The organism is Shewanella sp. S23-S33 (assembly GCF_043359565.1).
In the GTDB taxonomy this organism is placed as follows: domain Bacteria; phylum Pseudomonadota; class Gammaproteobacteria; order Enterobacterales; family Shewanellaceae; genus Shewanella; species Shewanella oncorhynchi.
Genome location: NZ_JBHFFD010000011.1, coordinates 71,393 through 94,203, shown reverse-complemented (window position 1 = coordinate 94,203; position 22,811 = coordinate 71,393). Strand labels below are relative to the sequence as shown.

Genomic DNA, 22,811 nt, shown 5'->3' with positions numbered 1-22,811 from the left:
ACTCATGCCTGCATTGGCTCAATAAGCCTCGGGTGGATTCGCCAACATAAAATCAATTAACAGTCTGACTCGTAAGGGCAGGTTGTCTCGATCGCGATACATCAAGTAGGCGGTACGCGGAATACCTTGCCACTCGGGCAGTATTTGAATGAGTTTGCCACTTCGTATCTGTTCACTCGCCATGCTGATGGGTATGAGTCCAATCCCAAGCCCCGCCACCACGGCCTGACAGGCAATCGCCATATCATCGACGGCTAGTTTGATATTCCCCCTTGGTTCAAACTCGACATTTTGCCCTGTGCTATTGTGCTGTAAACGCCACGTTTTTGTGGGCTTGGCGATGATAACCGGATGCTGATCCAGCTCTTCAATGGATTGCAGCGCATGCCACTGCGTTGCCGATGTGCTGGCGCAAAGTACAAAGCTAATTGTGGTAAGTGGCCTTGCAATCCAATCGGGATCTTTAGGTTCGCCCACTCGAAAGGCGATATCGATGGCGTTTTCACTGATATCGATATTCATGTTCGACAGACTTAAATCGATATCAATATTGGGATAATGCCGTTGGAAGGCGTTGAGTGATTCACCTAGCCAGCGATAGGTTGTATTGATGGGCGCCGAGATCCGCAATTTGCCAACCGCTTGATGTTTATCCGCATGCAACTCACCAGATACCTGGTTTAACTCGATAAACAGCGGGCCGCAGCGTTCGAGATACCGCTGACCTGTGGCGGTAAGATTGACTCTATGGGCGTCTCTGTGCAGTAAACGCAGACCTAAGGATTGTTCTAACAGATTGATTCGACGGCTTAAGGTTGAAGGTGGAATGCCTAAGTGCTGCGCCGCGAGCTTAAAACTCCCTTGCTGTGCCACTACCCAAAATAAGCGCATATCGTCTAAGGAATAATTAAGTTTCATATTTGGAATTTAAGCTCTCAATCTTGTTGGTTTTAATAATATATGAAACTTATAAACTAAGCTCAATCCCAATTACCTCCCTAGAGTCCGATATGAAATCCCATACACCTTACATGACAATTGTTTGTCTACTGATTTGCGTTTTTAGCTGGGGCAGTGTGTTTCCGATTGCTAAGCGAGTGTTGGAGGAGATGTCAGGAGAGTCCCTCGTCTTCTGGCGTTTTACCATTGCGGCTGTGACTCTAGCGTTATATATCGTTTTTACTCGTCAGGCTTGGCCCAAATTGAGTTTGGCGCAATATATTGTCATAGCGTTAGTGGGTGTGATTGGTGTGGGCGGCTTAAATCTGGCGTTATTTAATGGCCTGCAGCATACCTCTGCTGCCAATGGTGCCTTGATTATGGCGCTCAGCCCGTTGGTGACTTCAATCGTCAATGCGCTATTACAGCGTGAATGGCTCAGCAGACAACAAGTGTTTAGCTTAGTGGGTGGATTGGCGGGCGTACTGCTAGTGATCACCAACGGTAGTGTGCAGCAGTTGCTCAACTTTAGTTTTAACCAAGGTGATGTGATGATTGCCGCCGGCATGTTGGCGTGGAGTGGTTATACCATTTGTTCGCAACGGGTCGGCCATTGGTTGCCTGTGTTGCCATTTACCTTGCTGAGTATGATAGCTGCCAGTGTGTCTATGTCCGTGGTTGGGCTTGGCCGAGGTGAGTTTCACCCTTGGCTGGAGTTGATGGAACTGTCGGCAACGGCTTTTTCTAGCGTACTCTACATAGGTTTGTTCGCCACTGTGCTCGGTTATCTGTTTTGGATTAACGGTGTTAAGGCGCTTGGCCCCGCTAAGGCATCGATCTTTTTTAATCTCGTGCCCGTTTTTGCAGCATTAACGGCGTTAGCCATGGGGCAGGCGGTGACGGAAATTCAGTTGGTAGGGATGCTGATAGTGATCCTTGCGTTGATGTTACCTATGTTAGTCAACTTACGCGCGGCAAGAGGCTTAGTGGTTAAGCGCTGCTAATCTGTGCTAGCTTTGCTGTTTAAATATAAGGGAGCACCTGAATTCAGATAATCACTGCGACAGGTTTATGCTCCCTTATTCGTTAGAGGGGACTTTTCAAACATCACTGATTTACAAAAGGTAACTTATATAAAAGCTTTCACCCTCAAAAATTACAGTTTAAAGCGGCTGACCAGCGCCGTGAGATTACTCGCCATTGACGAGAGTTGTACGCTTGCTGCGTAGATTTCATCAGTGGTTCGTAGACTTTCCTCCGACTGTTCGGCAATGTGTTGAATATTTTGATGACTCTCGTTGGCCATAGTGGTTTGCGCTTTAGCCGCGAGGGCGATTTGATTGTTCATCTCACTAATTTGGCTGACCATTTCTGCAATATGCGCTAAGGCTTCACCGGCATTACTGGCGGCTTCTACGCTTGAGATAGCCTTTTCATTACCGATATTAATCGCTGCCACAGCGCTTTGAGTGCCATTTTGCACATTGGCGATCATCAATTTAATTTCTTCGGTTGATTGGTGAGTCTTAGAGGCAAGGGATCGCACTTCATCGGCAACCACTGCAAACCCGCGTCCTTGTTCGCCTGCTCGCGCCGCTTCAATTGCGGCGTTAAGGGCTAATAGATTCGTCTGTTCGGCAATGGCTTGAATCACCTCAAGCACGCGGCCGATATGTTGGCCTTCCTGTTCGAGTTTATTGATCTGCATTTCTGCCGTGCCTACATCTCCCGCAAGTTCACGAATCACATTGATGGTTTTTTTCACTCTTGCCTGACCGTCGGCGGTAAATACGTCGGCTTGTTTAGCTGCATCGGCGGCATGACTGGCACTGACTGATACTTCTTGCACTGATGCGGCAATATGATCGCTGGCATCGGCGATTCTGTGGGTTGCAGCTTGTTGATCCATCAAGGTATGTTTTGCTGATGCGCTGGTTTTGGCTAGACCTTCGGCAGCGGTGTTGAGCTCTGATGTTGACTGTTTAAATTGCGAGATAATACCGTGTAAGTTATCGAGAAAATGATTGAATGCCTTGGCGAGATCACCAAGCTCGTCCTTAGAGGTTAAGTGGACTCGTTCGGTCAAATCGCCATCACCATCGGTAATGTCGTGGATTTTTGCGAGTAAAACCGCCAGCGGTTTGCTGATGAGTTTAGGCAGTGCAACGATAAAGAGTATACAGATCAAGAGACTGATGGCTAAGGCAATTAACTGCATCTGTTGTCCATGATTGGCATCATCATCTACTTGGGCTATCGCTGCGGTAGTATTACTATTTAAATCATTGATTAAATGATTAATGTTCTGGTGTAGTTGCTCGAATTGCGTTGCTGCTTGACCGAAACTAAGATCAATCGCCGTCGTTCTACCGTTACGGCCATTTTGGGTGCGTTGATTACTGATTTCTGTGGTTGTCGCTCGCCAAGTATCGAAACTGTGATTTAATTCATTGAGCTTATCTTTAGCGATGGGACTTGTGGTCACATCGGCAAACTTATCAATATGTTCTTTAACCAGAGAGATACTATTAGTGTGCTGCTTTAAAAGGTCGTTGTAAGAGTCTGTGCCCACGTTAACAAACATCAGGCTGCGCTCGGCCACCTGAGCTTGATAAAGCTCTTTATCGGCCTGTAGTAGCTCAGATTGGCTAGGTAAGTATTCAAGCGCGAGTGTATTCGCGCTGTGATTTAAGGCTTTGAGTCCTAAAATGCCAGTTGAAGAGGCGAAGATGACTACGCCAGCGAGTAGCAGACTCGGATAAGTCAGTTTCTGATTAACGGATAGATCTTTATACCATTCCATAGTCACGCCCTCCTTGATTGATGCACTGAAAAGGTGAGAGCCGCAATAACCTCTGTGGTAAGAGGATGCAGCCCATCACTGGCGTTCTCTGGTAATTAGAGTCCAAATTGATCTAGGTTGATCCCAATCGTGATAGCGCCAATTGCAGCATCGCCATCCATCACTGGAATAGAAATTTGTACTAGATAGGCTTGGGAGCTCTCGTCAAACTTGACCGGACCTATGTGTTTATCGCCTTTGCCATTGGCGAAGGATTTTTGCCATTTATCCTCATCACCCTGCCAATAATCTGAAGTTTTACTGATCATGGCGACGTTCGCGCCTTGATTGTCCATGAGGAAAATTTCTTGGTAGTAAGGTTTGCTGGCTTCGAAGGTCGTGAGATACTTGGCCGCTTCGTTGTTCATCAGGGATGACATAAAGTCATCAATACCTGCGGTGGCAATCCATTTTTCATCTAATGTTTTGATTGAATCTAAGCTTTTGCCTTGGGCGTTTTGCGCTTTAACGGCATTCACCAGTACCACTTCTCTGCCTAATGGCATCAGTGAATCGGCTAGGTTGATAACGGCTTTGGGGACTTCTTCGGCGAAACTGAGGTTACTGCTGAGCAGTAGTGCGGCGGCTGACAAGATTTTACCAAATTTCATGATCTCTATTCCTTAAGGTCACAGTATTGAAGGGGAAAGCGGTTATCTCTAAAAGTGCGATAAGCAAAAATACGTTAGGGTCAGACAGAACAACTATAGTAGAAAATTCAAGTTATTCAGTTCTTTCATAAAAATTTTATCGATGGCATTTCTACACAAATAGAATCCGCGGTAAAAAATAAGGCCACATCTGACTTGAGCAGATATGGCCTTGAATTGAGTGAGCTAGGGTAAGGTTAGAACATTAAGCCTTGACTGGAATGCGCTCGAGTACGGCTAATAATAATGTCCAATATTGGCCGACTGTGGTGATGTTTACCATTTCGTCTGGACCGTGTGGATAGCGAATGGTGGGGCCAATCGAGACCATGTCCATGTCTGGATAGGGTTTCTTGAATAGGCCGCACTCGAGACCCGCATGGATCACCATGATCACTGGCTCTTTGTGGTAAATGTCTTGATAGGTTTCGCGCACTATTGCCATTACAGGTGAGCTGTTATCTGGCTTCCAGCCTGGGTAAGCACCGCTTAAATCGATATCGGCTCCGGCTAAGTTGGTCAGCGCAGTTAACATGCCTTCGACTTGAGTACGGCCAGAATCGATCAGCGAGCGGATAAGGCACAGGATAGTGACTTCTTCATCGTTAGTGCTGATAACGCCAACGTTGAGCGAGGTTTCAGTCACACCTTCGACTTCATCACTCATGCGGATCACGCCGTTCGGGCACACATGCAGTAAATCGATCAGGGTATTTTGGCTGTTTTCGCTCATCACACGTTTTGGCGTGGGGATAGTGTTTAACACTAAACGCATATCGGGATCGGCAATGGCGAGTTCGGTGCGGATAAGCGCTTCAAACTCAGCGACTTTTTCGTTTAAGGCGCTGACGTTTTCTTCTGGCAACATAAAGCTGATGTTGGCTTCCCGTGGGATCGCATTACGCAGTGAACCGCCGCTAAATTGGGTCAACTCCAACGCTAAATCATCTGCGTTTTCAAAGAGGAAACGCGCCAATAGCTTGTTGGCATTGCCACGACCTAAGTGAATGTTCACCCCAGAGTGACCCCCTTTTAAGCCAGATAAGTGCAGGCTAAAGGCTGAGTAACTTTGCTCAGAGGCTTGCCACACCATAGGCAGGGTGATTTGAGCATCGACACCGCCGGCGCAGCCCATGTAGATTTCACCTTCTTGCTCTGAGTCGGTATTGATCAGAATGTCAGCGTCTAACATGCCCGCCTGTAAACCGAAAGCGCCTGTCATGCCCGCTTCTTCATCTATCGTCAGCAGCACTTCTAATGGGCCGTGCTTGATATTATCAGAGCCTAAAATGGCTAAAGCCGATGCCATGCCAATACCGTTATCTGAACCTAAGGTTGTACCCTTGGCTTTAACCCAATCGCCATCGACATAAGCTTCGATAGGATCTTTAGTAAAATCATGCACTTTATCGGCATTTTTTTGTGGCACCATATCGATATGGGCTTGAATAACCACGATTTTACGATCTTCCATACCCGGCGTCGCAGGCTTACGGATGATCACGTTGCCAACGGCATCCTCAACGACGGCAAGTTGTTTGCTTTTAGCCCACGCTTGAATGTGCTGGCTTAAGGCTTGCTCATGCTTAGATGGATGGGGAATCGCGCAAATTTGTTCGAACCATTGCCATAATGGCTGCGGGTATAACTGACTTAAGGCTGTCACTTGAGTGTCCCTCATAAGGTCTTGTGGGTATAGGGCAAATTTGCGGCCATTCTACCACATTCTGTGCAGCCAAATAATCTCAGTGTCACAGGCTTTTGGTGAGCTGGCAGCCAAAGTTTCCAGTTCGATTTTTTCTGGGAGTGTCGGTAGCACTTTTAGATTGGTAATTAAGCGATAGAGCGGGAATAATGCAGGCACAATAATGAAAAAGGATGGGTCATGTTTCAAGTTAACTTCGTTGATGTAAAAGCAGAAAATGCCATTTTTGATGGTGAAGGTTGGGATGCGGTTGTGGTGGTGACGCCCGATCTGGATTCTATCGGTTTTGATGAGATAGGTTTATTGGTTCAGCACGGTGCCCACGTGGATAAGCGCGTGGGTAAGAGCCCGACATTACTGTTTGCCCCAGGGCTTGCGGGAGGGCGTTTGATCATTGCGCCTGTCACCCAAGTGAACGACGAGTATGTGGACGTGCGAGTCTATGCCGATGCTGCAAGGGCGGCGATTGTCATTGCAAAAGACGCAGGCGCAAAACGTCCGTTGTTATATGTAGTGCCATCGAAGGACTCACGTTTTAGTTTTGCCTCTGAAGTCGCAGCATTAGCTTGCGGTCAAGAACTGTGGCAAACCTTAGAGCTGCGTGAAGCGACGGGCTTAACACCTGCATTTGAGGCCATCGGGTTATTATCTTCATCAACCCATAACAGCAATTTGCTCAATGCCTTAGAAGCTGGCCGCCTATTAGCGCGGGATTTGTGTGGTACTGAACCTGAGCGCATGTCGGCTAAAGCCTTTGCCGATTATTGTCTGCAATCCTTAGCGGGCAGCGTGATCAAAACCGCAGTGGTAGAAGACAGAGATATTTTAGAGCGTGATTATCCGCTACTCAGCGCCGTGGCGCGTTCTTCTTTTGCCGTCGGTCGTCATCAGCCTCGCGTGGTGAAACTAGAGTATCTGCCGGAGGGTCAAGTGACTCGCACTTTCCTGTTTGCGGGTAAGGGCGTGATTTACGATACCGGCGGCGCCGATCTGAAAGTCGGCGGCGCTATGGCGGGTATGAGTCGTGATAAAGGCGGCGCTTCTGCCGTGGCGGGTTTATTTAAAACTCTGTCAATGCTCAAGCCTAAAGGTATTCGAGTGATTGCCGAGTTAGGTTTAGTGCGTAACAGCATAGGCAGCGAAGCCTTCGTGACCGATGAAATTATTACGAGCCATGCGGGTGTGCGGGTACGAATTGGTAATACGGATGCTGAAGGGCGCTTAGTGCTGGCGGATTTACTGAGCCATTTACGCATCAAAGCCGTGTCGGCGGTGAAGCCTGAACTATTTTCGGTTGCAACACTCACAGGTCATGTTGTGCGTTGTTATGGCGGTTATCCCGCGGCGGTAGAAAACTTAGTGGCGAGTTCACTGCAATGCGCTGTCACTTTACAGCAGCAGGCGACTCAATGGGGTGAGCCCTTTGAAGTGTCTACATTACGCCCTGAAGACTTCGCTAAGATCCGCGATGTGTCAGGCGCTGCTGAAATATTATCTTCCAATAATGCGCCATCATCGATTACCGCCCGTGGACATCAATATCCCGCGGCATTTTTACTGAAAGCATCGGGGCTATTTGACCATGGTGTAACAGCCCCTATTCCCTTGGCTTACACACACTTAGATATTGCAGGCAGTGCAACAGAAGGTGATCCGCTCTACGGCAAACCTACAGCGAGTCCGCTGGTGGGCTTGTATCAATATCTGATCAATCGCTAACGGGTAGGGCGTGTTGACGTTTCAGGGTTATTTTTACAGCGAGTTGGCTGGCTTTTATGCAAGGTAAAGCCCGTGCGGTGTAGTTATTCTACATAAACGGGCGATAACGCAGCAGAAATGCCAGCCAAACGCTGCCCGAAGGGTTCGTCTGGCAAGCTCTTGCTCTTTGTCACTCGTCATTTGAGTAGAATAACTACACGTCACTCCTCATTTCGCGATCACGAGCTTGCCAGAGCGAACAAAATTTAATCTCGAAACGTCAACACGCCCTAGTAACAAATAGAAATAATTCTGTAATATCTTATTTATTAGATATTTACAGGGTTATTTCTGTTTTTCTGTGAAGCAGGTCGCCATTAACCTCACTATAATTGTGTAATTTAATTACATTAAAAAGCCTTAATCAAAAAAAATACAAATAAAGGTTGTAATAAAACTACAAATCCATATAATTGCTTTCGTGGATTAGGCACTATGCCTTTCCTCTCTAGTCTATCCAGGATGGATATTTTTCTCCAAGGACCTGAGTGACAAGTCGTCTCAACGGATATGAGAATCTCTAGTTCCAAGGAACCGAGCCAAGCTTCACTAGAGTACTTAATCACAACTAATTTAGGAGTATTGACTATGTCTTATACAGGCAACAACCATATTTATTGGCAAAACACTTGGTTTAACACTGATGTTTTACGTGGCGGTTTATTCGCCATGAGCTTTAAGGCCTAACCCTCCTTAAAGTTTAAGTTTCCATCATCCATCAACCTTTGTATCGCCTTTTTTGGCGTGTTTAGACTCAAGTAGCATATTGATGTTTTTGCATGAATATGCCAGGTTTTTCCCGCTAGCGCGGTAATGTACTTCCCCGAAAGGGACGCTTGAAATATGTCTTTGCCTGCTCATTGAGCAGGCTTTTTTTTGTCTTTTTTTCGCTTAAGCGTTTAACGGTTTTGCCTGATGGTAATGAGCGTAAACGGTTCGTGTTAGAAGTGATGCGGTATGGACAACAAATGGATATGGGGTTCAATATACAAGCTATCGGCCTATCGCTTGTGAAACTTGTTACTCAGGGACTGTTTATGGACACTAAGCTGTTTTTTCAAAATGGTAAGTTAACACTGGATATCAACCCCAGTGAGATGCGAATGTCGCATTGGGTTTATGCGCCAGTGTTAATCAATACTGAAACGGCGGAAGTGCTTTTTGATTTATCTGGGAAGGGCTGGGATTTTCGGTCTGCAGAAGAAAGTGGTGATGACATCATTTTAAAGCTTGCCCGTTATCCTGATGCGAACAACGTATTCAGGCTCGTTCTGAATATATCAAAAGACCGAGCAAGCCTTAACGGTAATATTTTTTCAATTAATGATGTGTGTAAGGTATTAGAGGATATTGCCTAACAAGTGATATATGGATGTCTTAATTTTTATATAAATCATAGCTTTAATCTGCAAAGATATATGCGGCAAAACCTACCCAACTTAATAGTAAAAGCGTTATGGCAATCCAAGTCGCGGTGGTGAACTGACGTTGAGATTCGAATAACTCGTCTGAATCCTCTAGTTCATCAGTATCATTAACTGTGCGAGATTTTGCTCTCAACTGTTGTTTACGTGCTTTATCCCGTTCGCGAGCTTTGGTTTTTTGTAGCTTTTTATATTCAGCTATGCCTTTTTCTATCCCTTGGGCAATGAGTTTAGTTTGCTCTTTGGTTTGGCCCGGCTTTTGGGTGGCTTTGGCTGCGACCATTGCTTCTTGTTGAGTTTCTGTCGAGATAGTGGGTTTCATCTGGGCTCTGCCTAAATTAATGCGGCTGCGGCTAAAAGGTGATAGCTAAAAGTGTAAACGCAGCGATTATACCCACATTAGACCTCAAAAACGTAAGATGAATATCTTCTTTCCATTAAAAAATCAGTGGATGTCCACCCTGTGGGGCGGGGATATATACGGGCTCGTAGTCCCATACTTCCCTAATGGTATCAACCGACAGAGCATCGGATGGCGTGCCTTCACTGACGATTCGCCCTTGTTTTAACACAATTAATTGATCGCTATAGCGCGCGGCTTGGTTTAAGTCATGCAGTACCACTATTACAGTGTAGCCTTGTTGGTGAGCTAAGTTTTGGGCTAATTCAAGTACTCTGTGCTGCTGGGCAAGATCCAACGCCGATGTTGGTTCATCCAGTAATAGTACGGGCGGAAACGGCGATTGCCTGAGTTGAGTTAAGACTCTGGCGAGTTGGACTCGCTGTTTCTCGCCGCCAGAGAGGGTTGGATAGCTGCGCTTAGCCAGATGGGTTAAGCCCACTTGCGCCAGTTGCTCGGCAACTAACGCATCACCTTCTATCTTACTGATGGTTAAGGGATATAAACCCATTGCTACGACTTCTGACACAGTGAAGGGAAAGGTGAGGCTGGCGTGTTGCGGCAGTACGGCTAAGGATTTTGCCAGCTCGCTCCTAGGCCAATCCGCCAGTTGGCTATGGCCTAGTCGTATACTTTGCCTTGGTGTGCTGATTTCTTGGCAAAGGGCTTTAAGCAGGGTGGATTTACCTGCACCATTTGGGCCGAGTAGGGCGGTTACTGCACCCGATTGAAACTGTACATTAATATCACTGAGCACGGTTTTTGGACCGATGCTGACATCGAGCTGACAAATGCTGAGCTCGGTGCGATCAAATTGCGCCTTAGCTGAATAAGTTGTCGATTGTGATGGTTGATTTGCAAAGGATGTTGCAGCCATAAAAACTCGCTTAGATTAGCTTACTGCGTTGTTGCAGTAGTAAAAAGATGAAGAAAGGCGCACCGATGAGCGCGGTGACGAGTCCAACGGGTAACTCGGCAGGCGGTAAAAAAGCGCGCGCGCCGATATCGGCCAATGCTAATAGGGTTGCACCTAAAAGTGCGCTGATGGGCAGCAGTTGGCGATGATCTGGCCCTAACATCATGCGCACTAAATGCGGTACGACGAGGCCGATAAAGCCGATAATTCCTGTTGCAGCTACACTTACGCCAACACCTAAGGCGCAAAGCAAAATAAGCCTAAGTTTGAGCCTATCGACATCTATCCCTAAGTGGCGTGCTTCGGATTCGCCAAGCAGCAAGGCATTGAGTGCCGCCGCATCTTGGTGAAATCGCCAACTCAGTAGCGCTAAGGTCACAAGACACAGACTGACATATAGCCACTGCGCACCTGCAATCGATCCCATTTGCCATAGGGTTAAGTCACGTAGCGCCATGTCGTTGGCAAGATATGTGAGAACACCTATTCCTGCGCCTGCCAGCGCAGCTATGGCAACACCCGACAAAAGTAATAATACGACCGATGTACCTGTTGGGCTGCTGGCGAGTCGGTAGACGATAAGGGTGGTCACTAATCCCGATGCAAACGCACTGATGGGGATCATCAACGGATTCGCGTTGGGTAACAGCACGATACAGATGGCTGCGCCAAGTGCTGCGCCGGATGACACTCCGATAATACCGGGATCCGCTAAGGGATTGCGAAAAAGCCCCTGCATTACCGCGCCGCACTGTGCGAGCGTAGCGCCTACTGCTAACGCTAGTAATGTCCGTGGTAAGCGCACATTGTTGATTACCAGTTGCTCGTGGGGCGCAATATTGCCGATATTTTGCTGGGTAGCCCAATTGAACACTGCATTTAGGGCGTCGACAAAGCTGATGCTAACAGGGCCAGTGCTGACCGAGAGTAAGCCGCTGAGGGCTAACAGTGTGACGAGACTCGGCCAGAGCCAGCGGTTGAGGAACATCTCAAATATCCTTTCTATTTTTATCTGGGGTTAATTAGTGTTAACTGTGCTCATCGCTGCGTCTGTTAATGGTTTTGCTTGAGCAATGTGCTGGCGAGCGTATCCGCGGCGCTTATGGCACTGATGCCTAAACCACCGAGAAGGGCTTGCGGTGCTAGTGTTTGAATATGGCCGTTTTCACCTGCTGGGGTATGGGCGAGTAGTGGCATCTCTTTCAACAGTTCTTGGGTAATTTGTGCATTGGTTTGATCTGTGGGTTTATCGCTACGCTTTGACAGCAAAATAATGTCGGGCTGTAAGGATAGAATCCCTTCTTGAGACATGCTTTTGTAGCCATCAAACTCGGCGATATTTTGTGCCCCAGACAGCTCGATAATAGTATCTGCGGCTGTGCCTTTACCGCCAACACGTGCACCGCGGCCTTCTTGTAACAGCATGAAGAGAATTTTGGGCTGAGAGCCAGCATCGCGCACTTGTTGTTTTTTACCCGCTAAGCTTTGCAGTTGTTGATGTAAATCTTGTTTTAATTTAACCGCATGTTCTTGGCGATTGAGTAAGTGACCTAAGGTATCCACATTGTTCATCAGTTGTGGTTCATCATTTGTTGCGGGTAATTGCACGACTTGGATATTCGCCTGTTTTAATACCTTAAGTGTGGTTTCTGGTCCCATCACATCTGAACCGACAACCAGCGTTGGGGAGAGGGCAAGAATGCCTTCGGCGGAGAGCATTCTGTGATAACCAAGCTTAGCCACATGGCTCAAACTTTCAGGCACATAGCTGGTGGAGTCGATGGCGACTAGCTCATTGCCTGCGTCGAGGGCGAGCACGAGCTCTGTAACTCCTGTACCCGCACTCACGAGTCTTATCTCTGGCTCGGCACTCAGTTCAGCGCTAAAAACGCTTGAGGATAGTAAGGCCGTAAGTGCTGACGTGAAAAAAATAATTTTTTTCAATGCTTTATATGTGCGTCTATGTTGATAACGTTGAGCAATGGAACCTTTGTTTACTGGTATTTTAGTTGCTTGAAACAACATGGTTAAACTCCTAATACAACTTGTTCTCGACAGGCTTAGATGCCGTTTTTTGATGTCAGACTTTTGCTTTCTCGTTTAAATGGCGGGTTCGGATACGCTAATGCTCCATCAAAATTTGGGTCTGACTGATGGACTGCGTCTGTAACAGTGCCAGCAGTTGCATCAAAGGTTCCACTGGCGCGGCTTTGTCGGCGGCAATGACAACCGTCGCCTTCGGCATAGTCTGAAAATGTGCAGTAAATGCAGTGGTAAAAGTGGCTAAGTCATCAAACTCTTTGCCATCAATAGCCCAATAAGGCGCTGTTGCCATGATATTGATGGCAATTGTTTGTTTGTTGTCGATTGCCGTGATAGCCGAGCTTGGGCTTTGTGGCACATCTACCGGCAAACTTAATAATTGGCTATTTGCCGTCAGCAGTAAAAACACTAGCACGATAAAAATAATGTCGATTAACGCGGTTAAATCTAGGCTCGGAAGTTGCTCAGGCGAAGCAATGCCAGCCTGCGATAAGAATGATTTATCTGCACTTATCATGTCTGTGGCTCAATTTGAGAATGGGGCTTGGATGCCAATTTTTGCTCGACGCTGGTTTTACTGACTCGGGTGAATGCATGGTAATGATTGGCATCAATTGAAGTATCTTCGATACCCGCTAACCAGAGATTGAGTTGATTGAGCACATGCCCAGCGCGCAGGCATTGGCCTTGAGCCCAGATCCCAAAAAGATGGGCGGCGGTAATGGCGGGCACGGCGATCATGAGTCCGGCAGCTGTGGTGTTCATCGCAAGGCCCAGTCCAGCACTGAGTTGTGCTGGAGTGACGGGGCCTTGTGATTGCCCGAGTTGGGCAAACATTTCGATGAGTCCTAATACTGTGCCGAGCAGACCGAGCAGTGGACTAATGATGCCAATCACTTGTAAAACCTTGAGTCCGGCTTGCAAGTCGCGTTGTTGCTTATTGAGCCACAGACTGAGTAATTCTTCCCTTAGCACTTTTGGCTGGTGGACTTGTTTGAGTAACAAGGTCGCGCCACTGGCGAGTAAATCTTGCTGTGCGCTGGTTTGCGCTAGCAGCGCGCTGACGTTTTCAGTGGTCGCCGCTGAGCTTGATTGACGCAATGCTTTTACCCAGGCCTGTTTTTTGGGCCAGATTGACAGCAAAGTTTGATGCAAAAACAAGGCGCTACGTTCAAGGCAGATCATCAAAGCTAAAAAAGCACATAATAACAAGGGCCAAGTCAGCACGCCAAGCTGAGTCTGTAGGGTTGAAAAATCAGTTACGGGCATTAAGCCTCTCCAATCGATTGAAAAATAAGTTTTATATGTAAGTTAGTAAAACAAAAATCAGGCTAGTTGTGCGGTGGCTAATTCCCTACGAGCTAACTCTCCACGAGCTAACTTTTCAGTGGCAACATTGGGCCTGTTAGTTGAGCGCGAAGCGAATAGGCACTCTGACCTTATAATGACTCGCTAGCCTTTGCGCTGGCGCCGCAAATTGCCAGTTTTCAACTGCATCTAACGCGGCTTGATCTAACAGACTGAACCCTGAGCTTTTTACTAACGTCAGTGCCAGTTGCTCACCAAGTTCGTTAAACATCACTTCTATGGTTGCGGTGCCTTCTAGCCCTTTTTTACGCGCTATTTTTGGATAAGTCGGTTGCGGTGGCGCTGCAGCGAACAGCGGTTTGGCTAATTCCACTATGTTAGTTTGGGCACTGTCAGCTGTTGCACTGGCCACATTTGGGGTCGCTTTTGCATCAACTTCGGCTGCGTTAGCGATTAAATCCATTTGTGCAGTTTTGGGTTCTGTTTGATGTTCAATTTGTTCGAGTCGCTTATGTGCTAAAACGCTTGGATTTAAAGCATTTGGTTCTAAAGCGTTCGTCGCTAAAGGGGCCGCATTCGGATGATTGTTAGCCGTGGGTTTTGTTGCTGAAGATTTTTTGGCGAGTTGGCTGTCAATTCGTTGATCAGCTTTAGTTTTCGGGATAACCGCCTTATCGACAGATTCTGCTGTTGATACTTTTTGCACTGTACTGTTCACAGTGGCTACTTTGGTGTCTGTTTGCTTGATGGGCTCAGCATTTGTGTTGCTTGCAGCGCTTGTCGCTGTAGAAAAATTAAGGGTGACAGTATTCGCGCTGGGAGTGGGTGATGCTTGATTTACGCTCGATGTTTGGGCGCTTGGCTGCATAGTCATAGCGGGTTGTGAGGCGATAACACCCGTCTGGATGGCAACCGTTAACGCGCCAAAGGCAAGATATCGTTTTGGTGTCACAGCAACCTCTTTTTTCTAATGAAAGCCATTTTCCTAATTAAGATATCTCAATATAAACAAGATCGCAAATGATAATGATTTGCATTTGATCTATTTTATTATCTCAGGTAGAGTGCCTGCAATAGCTCGAATGAGCGCTTAAAAAAGCAGCTAAACCGACAATTTATCCTACTTTATGGGGACTGATTGCCTTGGGCTCGATCTGGAAGAGGCTCAATCTCGAAAGAGCCAAATCTGGAATGGAGCATCTGGAACAGACTCAATCTCGAAAGGATTGACGTCTGGAAGAGAGTCTAGGCTCAGTAATAAATTGTACGGAAACAGCTGAATATCACTTGAGGATGAAGAGATGAAAAAAAAGCCGTTAGTGATCGCCATGGCGATAGCACTGAGTGGTACGGCCCTAAGTTTTACGTTAGCGGCAGAGGAAAGTGTTAAGCCCGTTGTTCAACAGGATGCGAATAAAAAACTGGTCACGACTGAATTTGATGAAGTATTGGTGAGTGCAACACGCATCAGTGAAAAAGCCTCCGAAACCAGCCGTAGCGTGGCAGTGGTGGATGAAGAGCAACTTACGGTCGCCCAAGCATCATCAGTTGCCAATGCCCTTAAAAATGAGGCGAATATTACGTTGACCAATGGCCCAAGAGCTTCATCTCAAGGGGTTGAAATACGTGGTTTAAGTGGCGATCGTGTGTTGCAAACAATTGACGGCGCAAGACAAAATACCAGCTCTGGTCACAGAGGTACCTACTTTATGGACCCAGAGTTGCTCAAATCCATCGAAGTGCTGCGCGGCCCTGCCAGTAGCTTGTGGGGCAGTGGTGCCCTCGGTGGCGTCGTAGCGCAGAATACTAAGTCGGCACAAGATTTTTTAGCACCAGACGAGACCTTTGGTGGCTATTTCAAACAAGGTTATGAGACCAATGGCTCCCGCACTAAAACTAGTGGCGCTATTTATGGTCAACAAGACAGCATCGATTGGTTACTCAATGGTTCCTATTACGATTCAAACAATATAAAAACCGGTAATGACGAAACTCTAAACAACAGTGCATCCCAAGGCAGCAGTGGTTTAGCTAAATTCGGTTGGCAAGCCGACGAGGCATCACGGTTAGAGTTATCAGCAAGAGCCAGCAAAAACAATGAATTAGTACCGAGTAATCCTTCTGCTGCTGTGAGTAGTTCAGTGCCTTTGGTGCGCCGCAAGACTGACGATAAAAACCTCACCCTAAACTACAGTCTCAATCCTGCTAATAACCCGTATCTGGATACTAAGATGCAAGTGTATTGGAACAGTACCGACTACGATGAAGACCGTATTACGAAAGGTCAGCAAGACAGTACTGAGTTCCGCACTGTGGGGATTAACCTTAATAACAGTTCGCGTTTAGGCAATACTCTGTTGACCTACGGGGTCGATGGTTTTCGCGATACCATAGAAACGACGCGTGATGATTCGGGCCAAGTGGGCCAGCGTCCAGATAATATCGATGGCGAAACCACAGTATGGGGCGCTTTTACGCGGGCAGATATTGAGTTGACTAAGACGTTAAATCTTGATGCGGGTCTGCGTTATGACAGCTTTAAAAATGACAGCCATAATCTCAACTTATCCTCAGATGACAATGAGTTATCACCATCGCTTGGCTTGGTGTGGCAGACTCAGCCTTGGTTGACCTTAAGCGCACGTTACGATCAAGCCTTCCGCGCACCTACGGTAGAGGAAATGTTCTCCAGCGGCACCCATTATTGTATCCCGCCAATCCCCGGATTTTTACCCCAAGGTTTATGTAACACCTTCGCGGTGAATTCGGATCTAAAAGCAGAGACTGCGCGCAATAAAGAAATCAAAGCGGACTTACGTTTCAGTGAGTTAGCGGGTGATGATGAACTGGCGCTAACGTTTAACGTTTTCCGTAACGATGTGGACGATTTTATCGTGCAGCAAGTGTCTAATCCTTGGCGTGGCATTCCTGGATTCGAGCAAACGACCTCATGGAATAACGTTGAAGATGCACGTTTAACAGGTTTTGAAATTAGCGGTCGTTACCGTATTGGCCAAACTCGTTTAGCGATGAATTACGGCCAAACCCATGGCGAAGATCGTCAAACGGGCGATGATATAGAAAATATACCCGCCAATAAGTTCAATGTCGATTTATCCCAAGGCATTATGGAAGGCGACATGAAACTCGGTACTCGCGTCACTTATGTGGCGACTCAGTCGAATACACCTGACGGCTTTAAAGTGGCGAAATACGACGATTACACCCTATGGGATGTGTATGTTGCGTGGGAGCCGACTATGGGCGCGATGGCGGGTGTGAGAGTGGATTTCGCAATCGAAAATATCGGTGATGAGAAGTATCAACAGGCGTGGCAAACCTTGTATCAGCCGGGTCGTAATATGAAGTTATCGGCGCGCTATATGTTCTAAGCCCTGCATTAAAGTGCTGACTCCCGTTTCGGCAAATGCTTAGTGTTGTTCAATCTGAGCACACGCCAAGTGCCAGAATACACGGGAGTCAGCGTTTAATGCCAAGCCACTCAATAGTCACTACCGCTGGAGACAGTAAAATGAAGATGACACTCGATACCGAGCTCGATGTCGCGCCAGATTTAAACTCTGAGCAACGTCAGCTAAGTGAGCAACAGGCGCAATTGCGACAACGATTTGAACAACAAGCTGATTTAATGCCAGCGCAGCTCGCCAGTGAATTAGGCATTGCCGAGCTTGAAGTGGTCGCTGCATTGCCGCCCGAACAAGTGGTGTTTGTTCCGTTAACTCAGCTCGATACCTTACTGCAAGCCTTACCCAAATGGGGAAAGTTAACCACTATTGTGATGTTATCTGGCAGCGTATTTGAATTTAAAGGGGATTTCCCCGAGGGGAAATACGCCCACGGTTATTACAACCTCTACAGCAAGGGGGACGGTTTGCATGGTCATCTCAAATTAGATGCCATGAGTGGTATCGCTTTGATCAGCAGACCTTTTAGAGGCAGCGAGAGCCATTCGATTAACTTTTTCGGCAGTGAAGGTGAGGTGGTGTTCAAAGTGTATTTAGGCCGTGATAAACAAAGAGCACTGTTTCCTGAGCAAGTTCGCCAATTTAAAGCGCTCGCGACAGCCTTTGCCTCGGTGCAATCACACCTCTGAATTGCAGCATTAACAAAAGTATTAAGGAAAACAGTAAATGAAGCCTGAAATTACCGAACAAGAACAGCGTTTAAGAGACAAACTCTTACCCGAAATCGAAGCCTTTAAACAGCAGCGCGAGACCTTGCAACTAGCCACCATTGGTACCGATGGCCAGCCGAATGCGAGCTATGCGCCCTTCGCACTGGCAGATGATGGTTTTTATATTTTGGTGAGTGACTTAGCCCGTCACGGTCATAATTTAAAGCACTCATCTAAGGTCTCTGTGATGTTAGTTGAAGACGAAACTGCGGCCAAATCGGTTTTTGCCCGCAAGCGTTTAACCTTCGATGCGATTGCCGAGGCAGTGCCCCGCGATACGCCCGCCTTCAGCAAAGGTGTTGGTGTGTTATCGGCACGTTTTGGCGAAATATCCGATAACCTTGCGGCGTTAACCGATTTTAACTTATATAAGCTCGCGCCTCATCAGGGTCTTTACGTCAAAGGTTTTGGCCAAGCATTTAGCCTGAGCGGCGCAGAGTTGTTAGATGTGGATTGGAAGCGCGATGGCCACCACGGCACGCCAAAAACGCCGGAAAACAAGCAAGTCGCTTAAGCCGCGTCAAGCTATTGTAATAAAACAAACCCGCACTCGCTGCGGGTTTGTTTTATGCTTTTCTTTTGAGTAAAACCACACAGCCCTTGAATTCCACTGCAAGAGGTAGCATCTCACTTATATGCTTTAAGTCATGCTGCGCGGTTAACGGCTGCAGATGATCCCATTCATGCTGATGTTATATTTGAATTGCCTTACCTACCTCAAGGATGCCACCCGTGACCGAGCCGACAGCCGAACTAGCCAAATCATCTGAACCCATTAAAGCGGGGGCTGAGCCATTGCCCGAAAAGTTAATTCCAGTCACGCCTACAACAAGCGCTGATACATCAAAGGCTAAATGGACCTCGGCGCAGCAAAGATCGGTATTGCCTTGGATTATGGGGTTTCTTAAACCCTACAAACTGAAAGTTGTCGCGGCGATTATCTGCTTGATGATAGGGTCGCTCGCTTGGCTATCATTAGGCCAAGGTGTGCGCTTGATGGTCGATGAAGGCTTTGTAAGGGATAATGCGCAGCGGCTGAATGAAATCATACTGTTAGTGCTCGGGATTACCGCCGTCAGTGGCACAGCGGTGTTTTGCCGCTTCTACTTGATGACTTGGCTTGGCGAGCGGGTCAGCGCCGATATTCGTCTAACGGTTTACAATCAACTACTTAAACTCTCTCCCGCCTTTTACGCTAAGGTACGCACTGGTGAAGTTATCTCCCGTTTTACCGCCGATTCTACTTTGTTACAAACTGTGGTGGGTTCAAGTCTTTCCATGGCGCTGCGCTCTAGCGTAACTGTTCTTGGTGGTTTAGTCATGATGGGTATCACTAGCGTTAAGATGACATTGCTGGTGTTGTTGGCTGTGCCCTTAGTGTTAGGGCCGGTGATCTTTTTTGGTCGCAAAGTACGTGTGTTAGCACGGGAAAGCCAAGATAGGGTTGCTGATCTCGGCGCTTATGTTGATGAAACACTTCATGAAATTCATACGGTACAAGCCTATGGGCATGAAGATAAAGACCGTAGCTTGTTCAATCGCCGCGTCGAAGATGTGATGTCTGCGGCCAGTGGCCGGATCCGTTACCGTGCCTTGCTGATCTCAACTGTGATGTTTTTAAGTATCGCCGCGATTGCTATGGTGACTTGGGTCGGTGCCCACGATGTGATGGCGGGTAAGATGACGGGCGGTGAGTTATCTGCCTTTATGTTTTACGCTGTCATGGTTGCGGGCGCAGTGGCGACCATTAGCGAAGTGATAGGCGAAATTCAGCGGGCTTCTGGCGCCGCAGAACGTTTAATCGAACTGGCTGAAACACAAGTGGATATTCCCGTTGCAACTCATCCTGTGAGTTTACCCGCCAAGGTCAGTGGCGAGTTAATGATTGAAGGGCTCAATTTTGCCTATCCAGAGCATGATGCCTTAGTGCTAAAACAGCTCAATATGGCTATTGCCGCGGGTGAGCGGGTTGCCTTAGTCGGGCCAAGTGGCGCGGGTAAAAGTACCTTGTTCCAGTTATTGCAACGCTTTTACGTGCCTAGCGCTGGCAGTATTCGACTGGAAGGTATTGATATTGCTAATCTTCTGCCGCAGGAGTTGCGGTCGCAGTTTGCTCTAGTGCCGCAGGACTCGGTGATTTTTGCGACTAGCGTACTTGAAAACGTGCGTTATGGTCGAGTCGATGCCACCGAGCAAGAAGTGATAGATGCCTGTATTGCAGCCCGTGCCCACGAGTTTATTAGCGAGTTTACTGAAGGTTATCAAACCTATTTAGGTGAGCGTGGTGTGCGGCTTTCTGGTGGACAAAAACAACGTATTGCCATTGCGCGGGCGATTTTAGCCAACAGACCGATATTGTTACTCGATGAAGCGACCAGCGCCTTAGATGTGGTGAGCGAGCAGAAAGTGAAGCAAGCGCTGGATGTATTGATGGCGGGTAAAACGACTTTGATTATTGCTCACCGTCTATCGACAGTAATCAATGCCGATAGGATTTTTGTGTTTGATAAGGGCGAGATTGTCGCCTGCGGTCGCCACCAAGAGTTGATGCAATCTAATGCGTTATATCGTGAATTTGCCAGTCTGCAATTGTTAACCGAAGAGGCCAATGCCAGCGCCTTGAATGAGACCGTGAAGGTAAAATAAAACCCAGTCGCTAGCTAAAACGCTTAAGCTAGCTCACTGGGTCTTTTATTGTGTTTTTTGTTTCTTAGCTTTGCCTTTAAATGCGGTTTTTAAGCTTTATCTTTTAGCTCGCGGCGCAGAATTTTGCCGACGGTACTTTTAGGTAATTGCGCCATAAATTCAATGACTTTTGGCAATTTATAGGCGGTTAATTGCTCGCGGCAATAGCTTAGAATAGCCTCTTTAGCCTGTTGATGATCTTGGCTATCATCCTTAAGCACGATAAAGGCTTTAACCGCTTCGCCCGAGTGTTCATCTTTTACTCCCACCACGGCGCATTCGATCACATTAGGGTGGCTCGCTAGGACGTTTTCCACTTCGTTGGGATAAACGTTAAAGCCTGAAACTATGATCATATCCTTTTTGCGATCCACAATTTGATGGAAACCTTCCGCTGTTGCTATGGCAATATCCCCAGTTTTGAAGAAGCCATCTTGAGTCATAGCATTGGCGGTTTCCTGCGGATTATTCCAATATCCCCGCATGACTTGTGGGCCGCGTGCGGCTAATTCTCCGGCCGTACCTAAGGGCACTTCAATGTCGTTTTCATCTAAGAGTTTAACCTCAGTGCCAATCACAGGTTTACCAATAGTGCCTAGTTTTTGATAACCGGGTGCATTGAGTGAAATCACCGGCGAAGTTTCAGATAGCCCATAACCTTCACTGATCATGTTGCCTGTCGTCTGTTGCCAAATGTTGGCCGCCGCGGCCGTCAGTGCTGTGCCGCCCGAGATAGTGATTTTTAAATGGCTAAAGTCGAGTGCCTTAAACTCGGGTTGATGGCATAGGGCGACAAACAGAGTATTGAGTCCTGCAAATCCAGTGAAGGGATATTTGGCGAGTGTCTTAATTAAGCCGCTAATATCCCGTGGATTTGGAATTAATACCGAGCAGCCGCCACACTCGAAATACAGCACTAAGTTCACCATAAACGCATAAATATGGTAAATCGGTAGCGGTGCAACGAAGATATCTTCCCCTTCGGTGATCACGCTCGCGATGCGGGATTTTACCTGCGCCGCATTAGCGAGCATATTGCCGTGGGTCAACATGGCACCTTTAGATAATCCAGTGGTGCCGCCCGTATACTGCAACGCCGAGAGGTCGTCGAGATTTGAGATAAATCGGCTAAAGAGGAGTTCTGCGCCTTGTTTTAAAATTTGGCAAAACTCCACATTCTTCAGGCCTGTTTTAGGCTGTACGTGCGGATCGATCAAATCTAAAGGGTGGGTTGAAATGACATATTCTATTTTGGTGCTGTCGATGACTTTGGCTAAGGTCGGTAATAGATCGGATAAAACCACGATCGCTTTGGCACCAGAATCATTGAACTGATGGATGAGCTCACGCTCGGTATACAGGGGATTAGTGTTAACTAAGATAAGCCCAGCCCTGATTGCGCCGTAGGCCGCGATGACAAATTGGGTGATATTAGGCAATTGAATGGCGATGCGATCGCCCGGTTTGAGTGTGGTCTTATTCTGTAAATAGGCGGCAAAGTAACGAGAATCGCGTTCTATCTCGTTAAAACTGCTGGTTTTACCGAGACAGGCATAGGCGGGTTTATCACCGTAACGCAGGCTAGTTTTCTCGATCAGATCGACCAGTGATGAGTAGTTTAGTTTGAGTTGAGAGTCTTGATCGTATGCCATGCTGAACTACCTCAAAGATGATGTTTATTAGTTGTTATTATTTTGGAGTTAAACAGGTGTTTAGATTAGAGGGTGTTAGCACTAGAGGTCAATGCTTATTGCGAAAAACATCTTTATGCCAATAACGGTATCTTTATGTAACAAATAGTATTTTTACTCTAAAGCTGAGTGCTTAACTATAGCTTAGTTATTTTAGAAGCTTAGTTATCTAGTGAACCACAAAATCTAAATAAGAGTTGAAGGAAAGACAATTTAAAATTTGTAACCGTTATGTTTCTAAGGATTAAGATTGAA

20 protein-coding genes are annotated in these 22,811 nt (G+C 47.0%); 7 read left to right on the top strand and 13 right to left on the bottom strand.

The genetic code is table 11. The features are described 5' to 3' along the window. Positions 1–18: 18 nt before the first annotated feature. On the bottom strand, positions 19–918 hold the full coding sequence (locus ACHA99_RS02320; protein ID WP_287479077.1) for a LysR family transcriptional regulator: 900 nt from the start codon (positions 916–918) through the stop codon (positions 19–21). Between the two features lie 92 nt (positions 919–1,010). Here ACHA99_RS02320 and ACHA99_RS02315 point away from each other — a divergent pair, with 92 nt between their 5' ends. Then, positions 1,011–1,943: a DMT family transporter gene (locus ACHA99_RS02315; RefSeq protein WP_263172420.1), complete on the top strand. Its 933-nt coding sequence runs from the start codon at positions 1,011–1,013 to the stop codon at positions 1,941–1,943. Positions 1,944–2,095: 152 nt separating this feature from the next. On the opposite strand, the gene ACHA99_RS02310 is transcribed toward ACHA99_RS02315, so the two are convergent. From ACHA99_RS02310 to ACHA99_RS02295, 4 genes are all read right to left on the bottom strand, one after another. Continuing rightward, positions 2,096–3,742 carry a methyl-accepting chemotaxis protein gene (locus tag ACHA99_RS02310; protein WP_198572971.1) on the bottom strand — a complete coding sequence of 549 codons (1,647 nt, stop codon included), beginning with the start codon at positions 3,740–3,742 and terminating at the stop codon, positions 2,096–2,098. A gap of 95 nt (positions 3,743–3,837) precedes the next feature. Then, the gene (locus ACHA99_RS02305) at positions 3,838–4,392 is read right to left on the bottom strand and encodes a cache domain-containing protein (protein ID WP_393940808.1); all 555 of its coding nucleotides are present in this window, start codon (positions 4,390–4,392) and stop codon (positions 3,838–3,840) included. 244 nt (positions 4,393–4,636) lie between these two features. Beyond that, positions 4,637–6,097 carry an aminoacyl-histidine dipeptidase gene (locus tag ACHA99_RS02300; protein WP_306683007.1) on the bottom strand — a complete coding sequence of 487 codons (1,461 nt, stop codon included), beginning with the start codon at positions 6,095–6,097 and terminating at the stop codon, positions 4,637–4,639. Between the two features lie 51 nt (positions 6,098–6,148). Further along, positions 6,149–6,325: a hypothetical protein gene (locus tag ACHA99_RS02295; RefSeq protein WP_219250307.1), complete on the bottom strand. Its 177-nt coding sequence runs from the start codon at positions 6,323–6,325 to the stop codon at positions 6,149–6,151. On the opposite strand from ACHA99_RS02295, the gene ACHA99_RS02290 reads away from it, so the two are divergent. Together ACHA99_RS02290 and ACHA99_RS02285 are read left to right on the top strand one after the other, a co-directional pair. Further along, positions 6,317–7,855 (top strand): leucyl aminopeptidase family protein, encoded by a 1,539-nt coding sequence (locus ACHA99_RS02290; RefSeq protein WP_393940805.1) that lies wholly within the window; start codon positions 6,317–6,319, stop codon positions 7,853–7,855. The genes ACHA99_RS02295 and ACHA99_RS02290 overlap by 9 nt on opposite strands. Before the next feature lie 875 nt (positions 7,856–8,730). After that, positions 8,731–9,252 carry a hypothetical protein gene (locus ACHA99_RS02285; RefSeq protein WP_263141641.1) on the top strand — a complete coding sequence of 174 codons (522 nt, stop codon included), beginning with the start codon at positions 8,731–8,733 and terminating at the stop codon, positions 9,250–9,252. A gap of 43 nt (positions 9,253–9,295) precedes the next feature. On the opposite strand, the gene ACHA99_RS02280 is transcribed toward ACHA99_RS02285, so the two are convergent. The 7 genes from ACHA99_RS02280 to ACHA99_RS02250 form a co-directional block, all read right to left on the bottom strand. Further along, positions 9,296–9,640: a DUF2956 domain-containing protein gene (locus ACHA99_RS02280; RefSeq protein WP_393940803.1), complete on the bottom strand. Its 345-nt coding sequence runs from the start codon at positions 9,638–9,640 to the stop codon at positions 9,296–9,298. Positions 9,641–9,755: 115 nt separating this feature from the next. After that, positions 9,756–10,595, bottom strand: a complete 840-nt coding sequence (locus ACHA99_RS02275; RefSeq protein ID WP_286994846.1) for a heme ABC transporter ATP-binding protein — start codon at positions 10,593–10,595, stop codon at positions 9,756–9,758. A 10-nt stretch (positions 10,596–10,605) separates the two neighbouring features. After that, positions 10,606–11,622 (bottom strand): iron ABC transporter permease, encoded by a 1,017-nt coding sequence (locus ACHA99_RS02270; protein ID WP_113939883.1) that lies wholly within the window; start codon positions 11,620–11,622, stop codon positions 10,606–10,608. A gap of 65 nt (positions 11,623–11,687) precedes the next feature. Then, positions 11,688–12,659 (bottom strand): hemin ABC transporter substrate-binding protein, encoded by a 972-nt coding sequence (locus tag ACHA99_RS02265; RefSeq protein WP_393940800.1) that lies wholly within the window; start codon positions 12,657–12,659, stop codon positions 11,688–11,690. Positions 12,660–12,756: 97 nt separating this feature from the next. Continuing rightward, complete coding sequence (locus tag ACHA99_RS02260) at positions 12,757–13,194, bottom strand: biopolymer transporter ExbD (protein WP_131523860.1); 438 nt, start codon at positions 13,192–13,194, stop codon at positions 12,757–12,759. Next, positions 13,191–13,946 (bottom strand): MotA/TolQ/ExbB proton channel family protein, encoded by a 756-nt coding sequence (locus tag ACHA99_RS02255; protein WP_393940798.1) that lies wholly within the window; start codon positions 13,944–13,946, stop codon positions 13,191–13,193. Before ACHA99_RS02255 ends, ACHA99_RS02260 begins: the two co-directional genes overlap by 4 nt. A 136-nt stretch (positions 13,947–14,082) precedes the next feature. Then, positions 14,083–14,937: a TonB family protein gene (locus ACHA99_RS02250; RefSeq protein WP_393940796.1), complete on the bottom strand. Its 855-nt coding sequence runs from the start codon at positions 14,935–14,937 to the stop codon at positions 14,083–14,085. A gap of 349 nt (positions 14,938–15,286) precedes the next feature. On the opposite strand from ACHA99_RS02250, the gene ACHA99_RS02245 reads away from it, so the two are divergent. The 4 genes from ACHA99_RS02245 to ACHA99_RS02230 all read left to right on the top strand — a co-directional run bounded on the left by ACHA99_RS02245 (position 15,287) and on the right by ACHA99_RS02230 (position 20,826). After that, positions 15,287–17,377, top strand: a complete 2,091-nt coding sequence (locus ACHA99_RS02245) for a TonB-dependent hemoglobin/transferrin/lactoferrin family receptor (protein ID WP_393940794.1) — start codon at positions 15,287–15,289, stop codon at positions 17,375–17,377. A gap of 140 nt (positions 17,378–17,517) precedes the next feature. Further along, positions 17,518–18,099 (top strand): heme utilization cystosolic carrier protein HutX, encoded by a 582-nt coding sequence (gene hutX / locus ACHA99_RS02240; RefSeq protein ID WP_393940792.1) that lies wholly within the window; start codon positions 17,518–17,520, stop codon positions 18,097–18,099. 37 nt (positions 18,100–18,136) lie between these two features. Beyond that, the gene (hutZ, locus tag ACHA99_RS02235) at positions 18,137–18,694 is read left to right on the top strand and encodes a heme utilization protein HutZ (RefSeq protein WP_393940790.1); all 558 of its coding nucleotides are present in this window, start codon (positions 18,137–18,139) and stop codon (positions 18,692–18,694) included. A gap of 218 nt (positions 18,695–18,912) precedes the next feature. Next, the gene (locus tag ACHA99_RS02230; protein ID WP_393940788.1) at positions 18,913–20,826 is read left to right on the top strand and encodes an ABC transporter transmembrane domain-containing protein; all 1,914 of its coding nucleotides are present in this window, start codon (positions 18,913–18,915) and stop codon (positions 20,824–20,826) included. Positions 20,827–20,915: 89 nt separating this feature from the next. Here the strand turns inward: ACHA99_RS02230 and ACHA99_RS02225 are convergent, their stop codons facing one another. Further along, the gene (locus ACHA99_RS02225) at positions 20,916–22,517 is read right to left on the bottom strand and encodes an AMP-binding protein (protein WP_393940786.1); all 1,602 of its coding nucleotides are present in this window, start codon (positions 22,515–22,517) and stop codon (positions 20,916–20,918) included. Between the last annotated feature and the right edge of the window lie 294 nt (positions 22,518–22,811).

Excerpts from the sequence above, each read along its gene's own strand:
- ACHA99_RS02305 (WP_393940808.1), bottom strand. The coding sequence starts at position 4,392 with ATGAAATTTGGTAAAATCTTGTCAGCCGCCGCACTACTGCTCAGCAGT.
- ACHA99_RS02245 (WP_393940794.1), top strand. The coding sequence starts at position 15,287 with ATGAAAAAAAAGCCGTTAGTGATCGCCATGGCGATAGCACTGAGTGGT.
- hutZ (WP_393940790.1), top strand. The coding sequence starts at position 18,137 with ATGAAGCCTGAAATTACCGAACAAGAACAGCGTTTAAGAGACAAACTC.
- ACHA99_RS02310 (WP_198572971.1), bottom strand. The coding sequence starts at position 3,742 with ATGGAATGGTATAAAGATCTATCCGTTAATCAGAAACTGACTTATCCG.
- hutX (WP_393940792.1), top strand. The coding sequence starts at position 17,518 with ATGAAGATGACACTCGATACCGAGCTCGATGTCGCGCCAGATTTAAAC.
- ACHA99_RS02275 (WP_286994846.1), bottom strand. The coding sequence starts at position 10,595 with ATGGCTGCAACATCCTTTGCAAATCAACCATCACAATCGACAACTTAT.
- ACHA99_RS02290 (WP_393940805.1), top strand. The coding sequence starts at position 6,317 with ATGTTTCAAGTTAACTTCGTTGATGTAAAAGCAGAAAATGCCATTTTT.
- ACHA99_RS02315 (WP_263172420.1), top strand. The coding sequence starts at position 1,011 with ATGAAATCCCATACACCTTACATGACAATTGTTTGTCTACTGATTTGC.
- ACHA99_RS02280 (WP_393940803.1), bottom strand. The coding sequence starts at position 9,640 with ATGAAACCCACTATCTCGACAGAAACTCAACAAGAAGCAATGGTCGCA.
- ACHA99_RS02270 (WP_113939883.1), bottom strand. The coding sequence starts at position 11,622 with ATGTTCCTCAACCGCTGGCTCTGGCCGAGTCTCGTCACACTGTTAGCC.
- ACHA99_RS02260 (WP_131523860.1), bottom strand. The coding sequence starts at position 13,194 with ATGATAAGTGCAGATAAATCATTCTTATCGCAGGCTGGCATTGCTTCG.
- ACHA99_RS02255 (WP_393940798.1), bottom strand. The coding sequence starts at position 13,946 with ATGCCCGTAACTGATTTTTCAACCCTACAGACTCAGCTTGGCGTGCTG.
- ACHA99_RS02225 (WP_393940786.1), bottom strand. The coding sequence starts at position 22,517 with ATGGCATACGATCAAGACTCTCAACTCAAACTAAACTACTCATCACTG.
- ACHA99_RS02265 (WP_393940800.1), bottom strand. The coding sequence starts at position 12,659 with ATGTTGTTTCAAGCAACTAAAATACCAGTAAACAAAGGTTCCATTGCT.
- ACHA99_RS02320 (WP_287479077.1), bottom strand. The coding sequence starts at position 918 with ATGAAACTTAATTATTCCTTAGACGATATGCGCTTATTTTGGGTAGTG.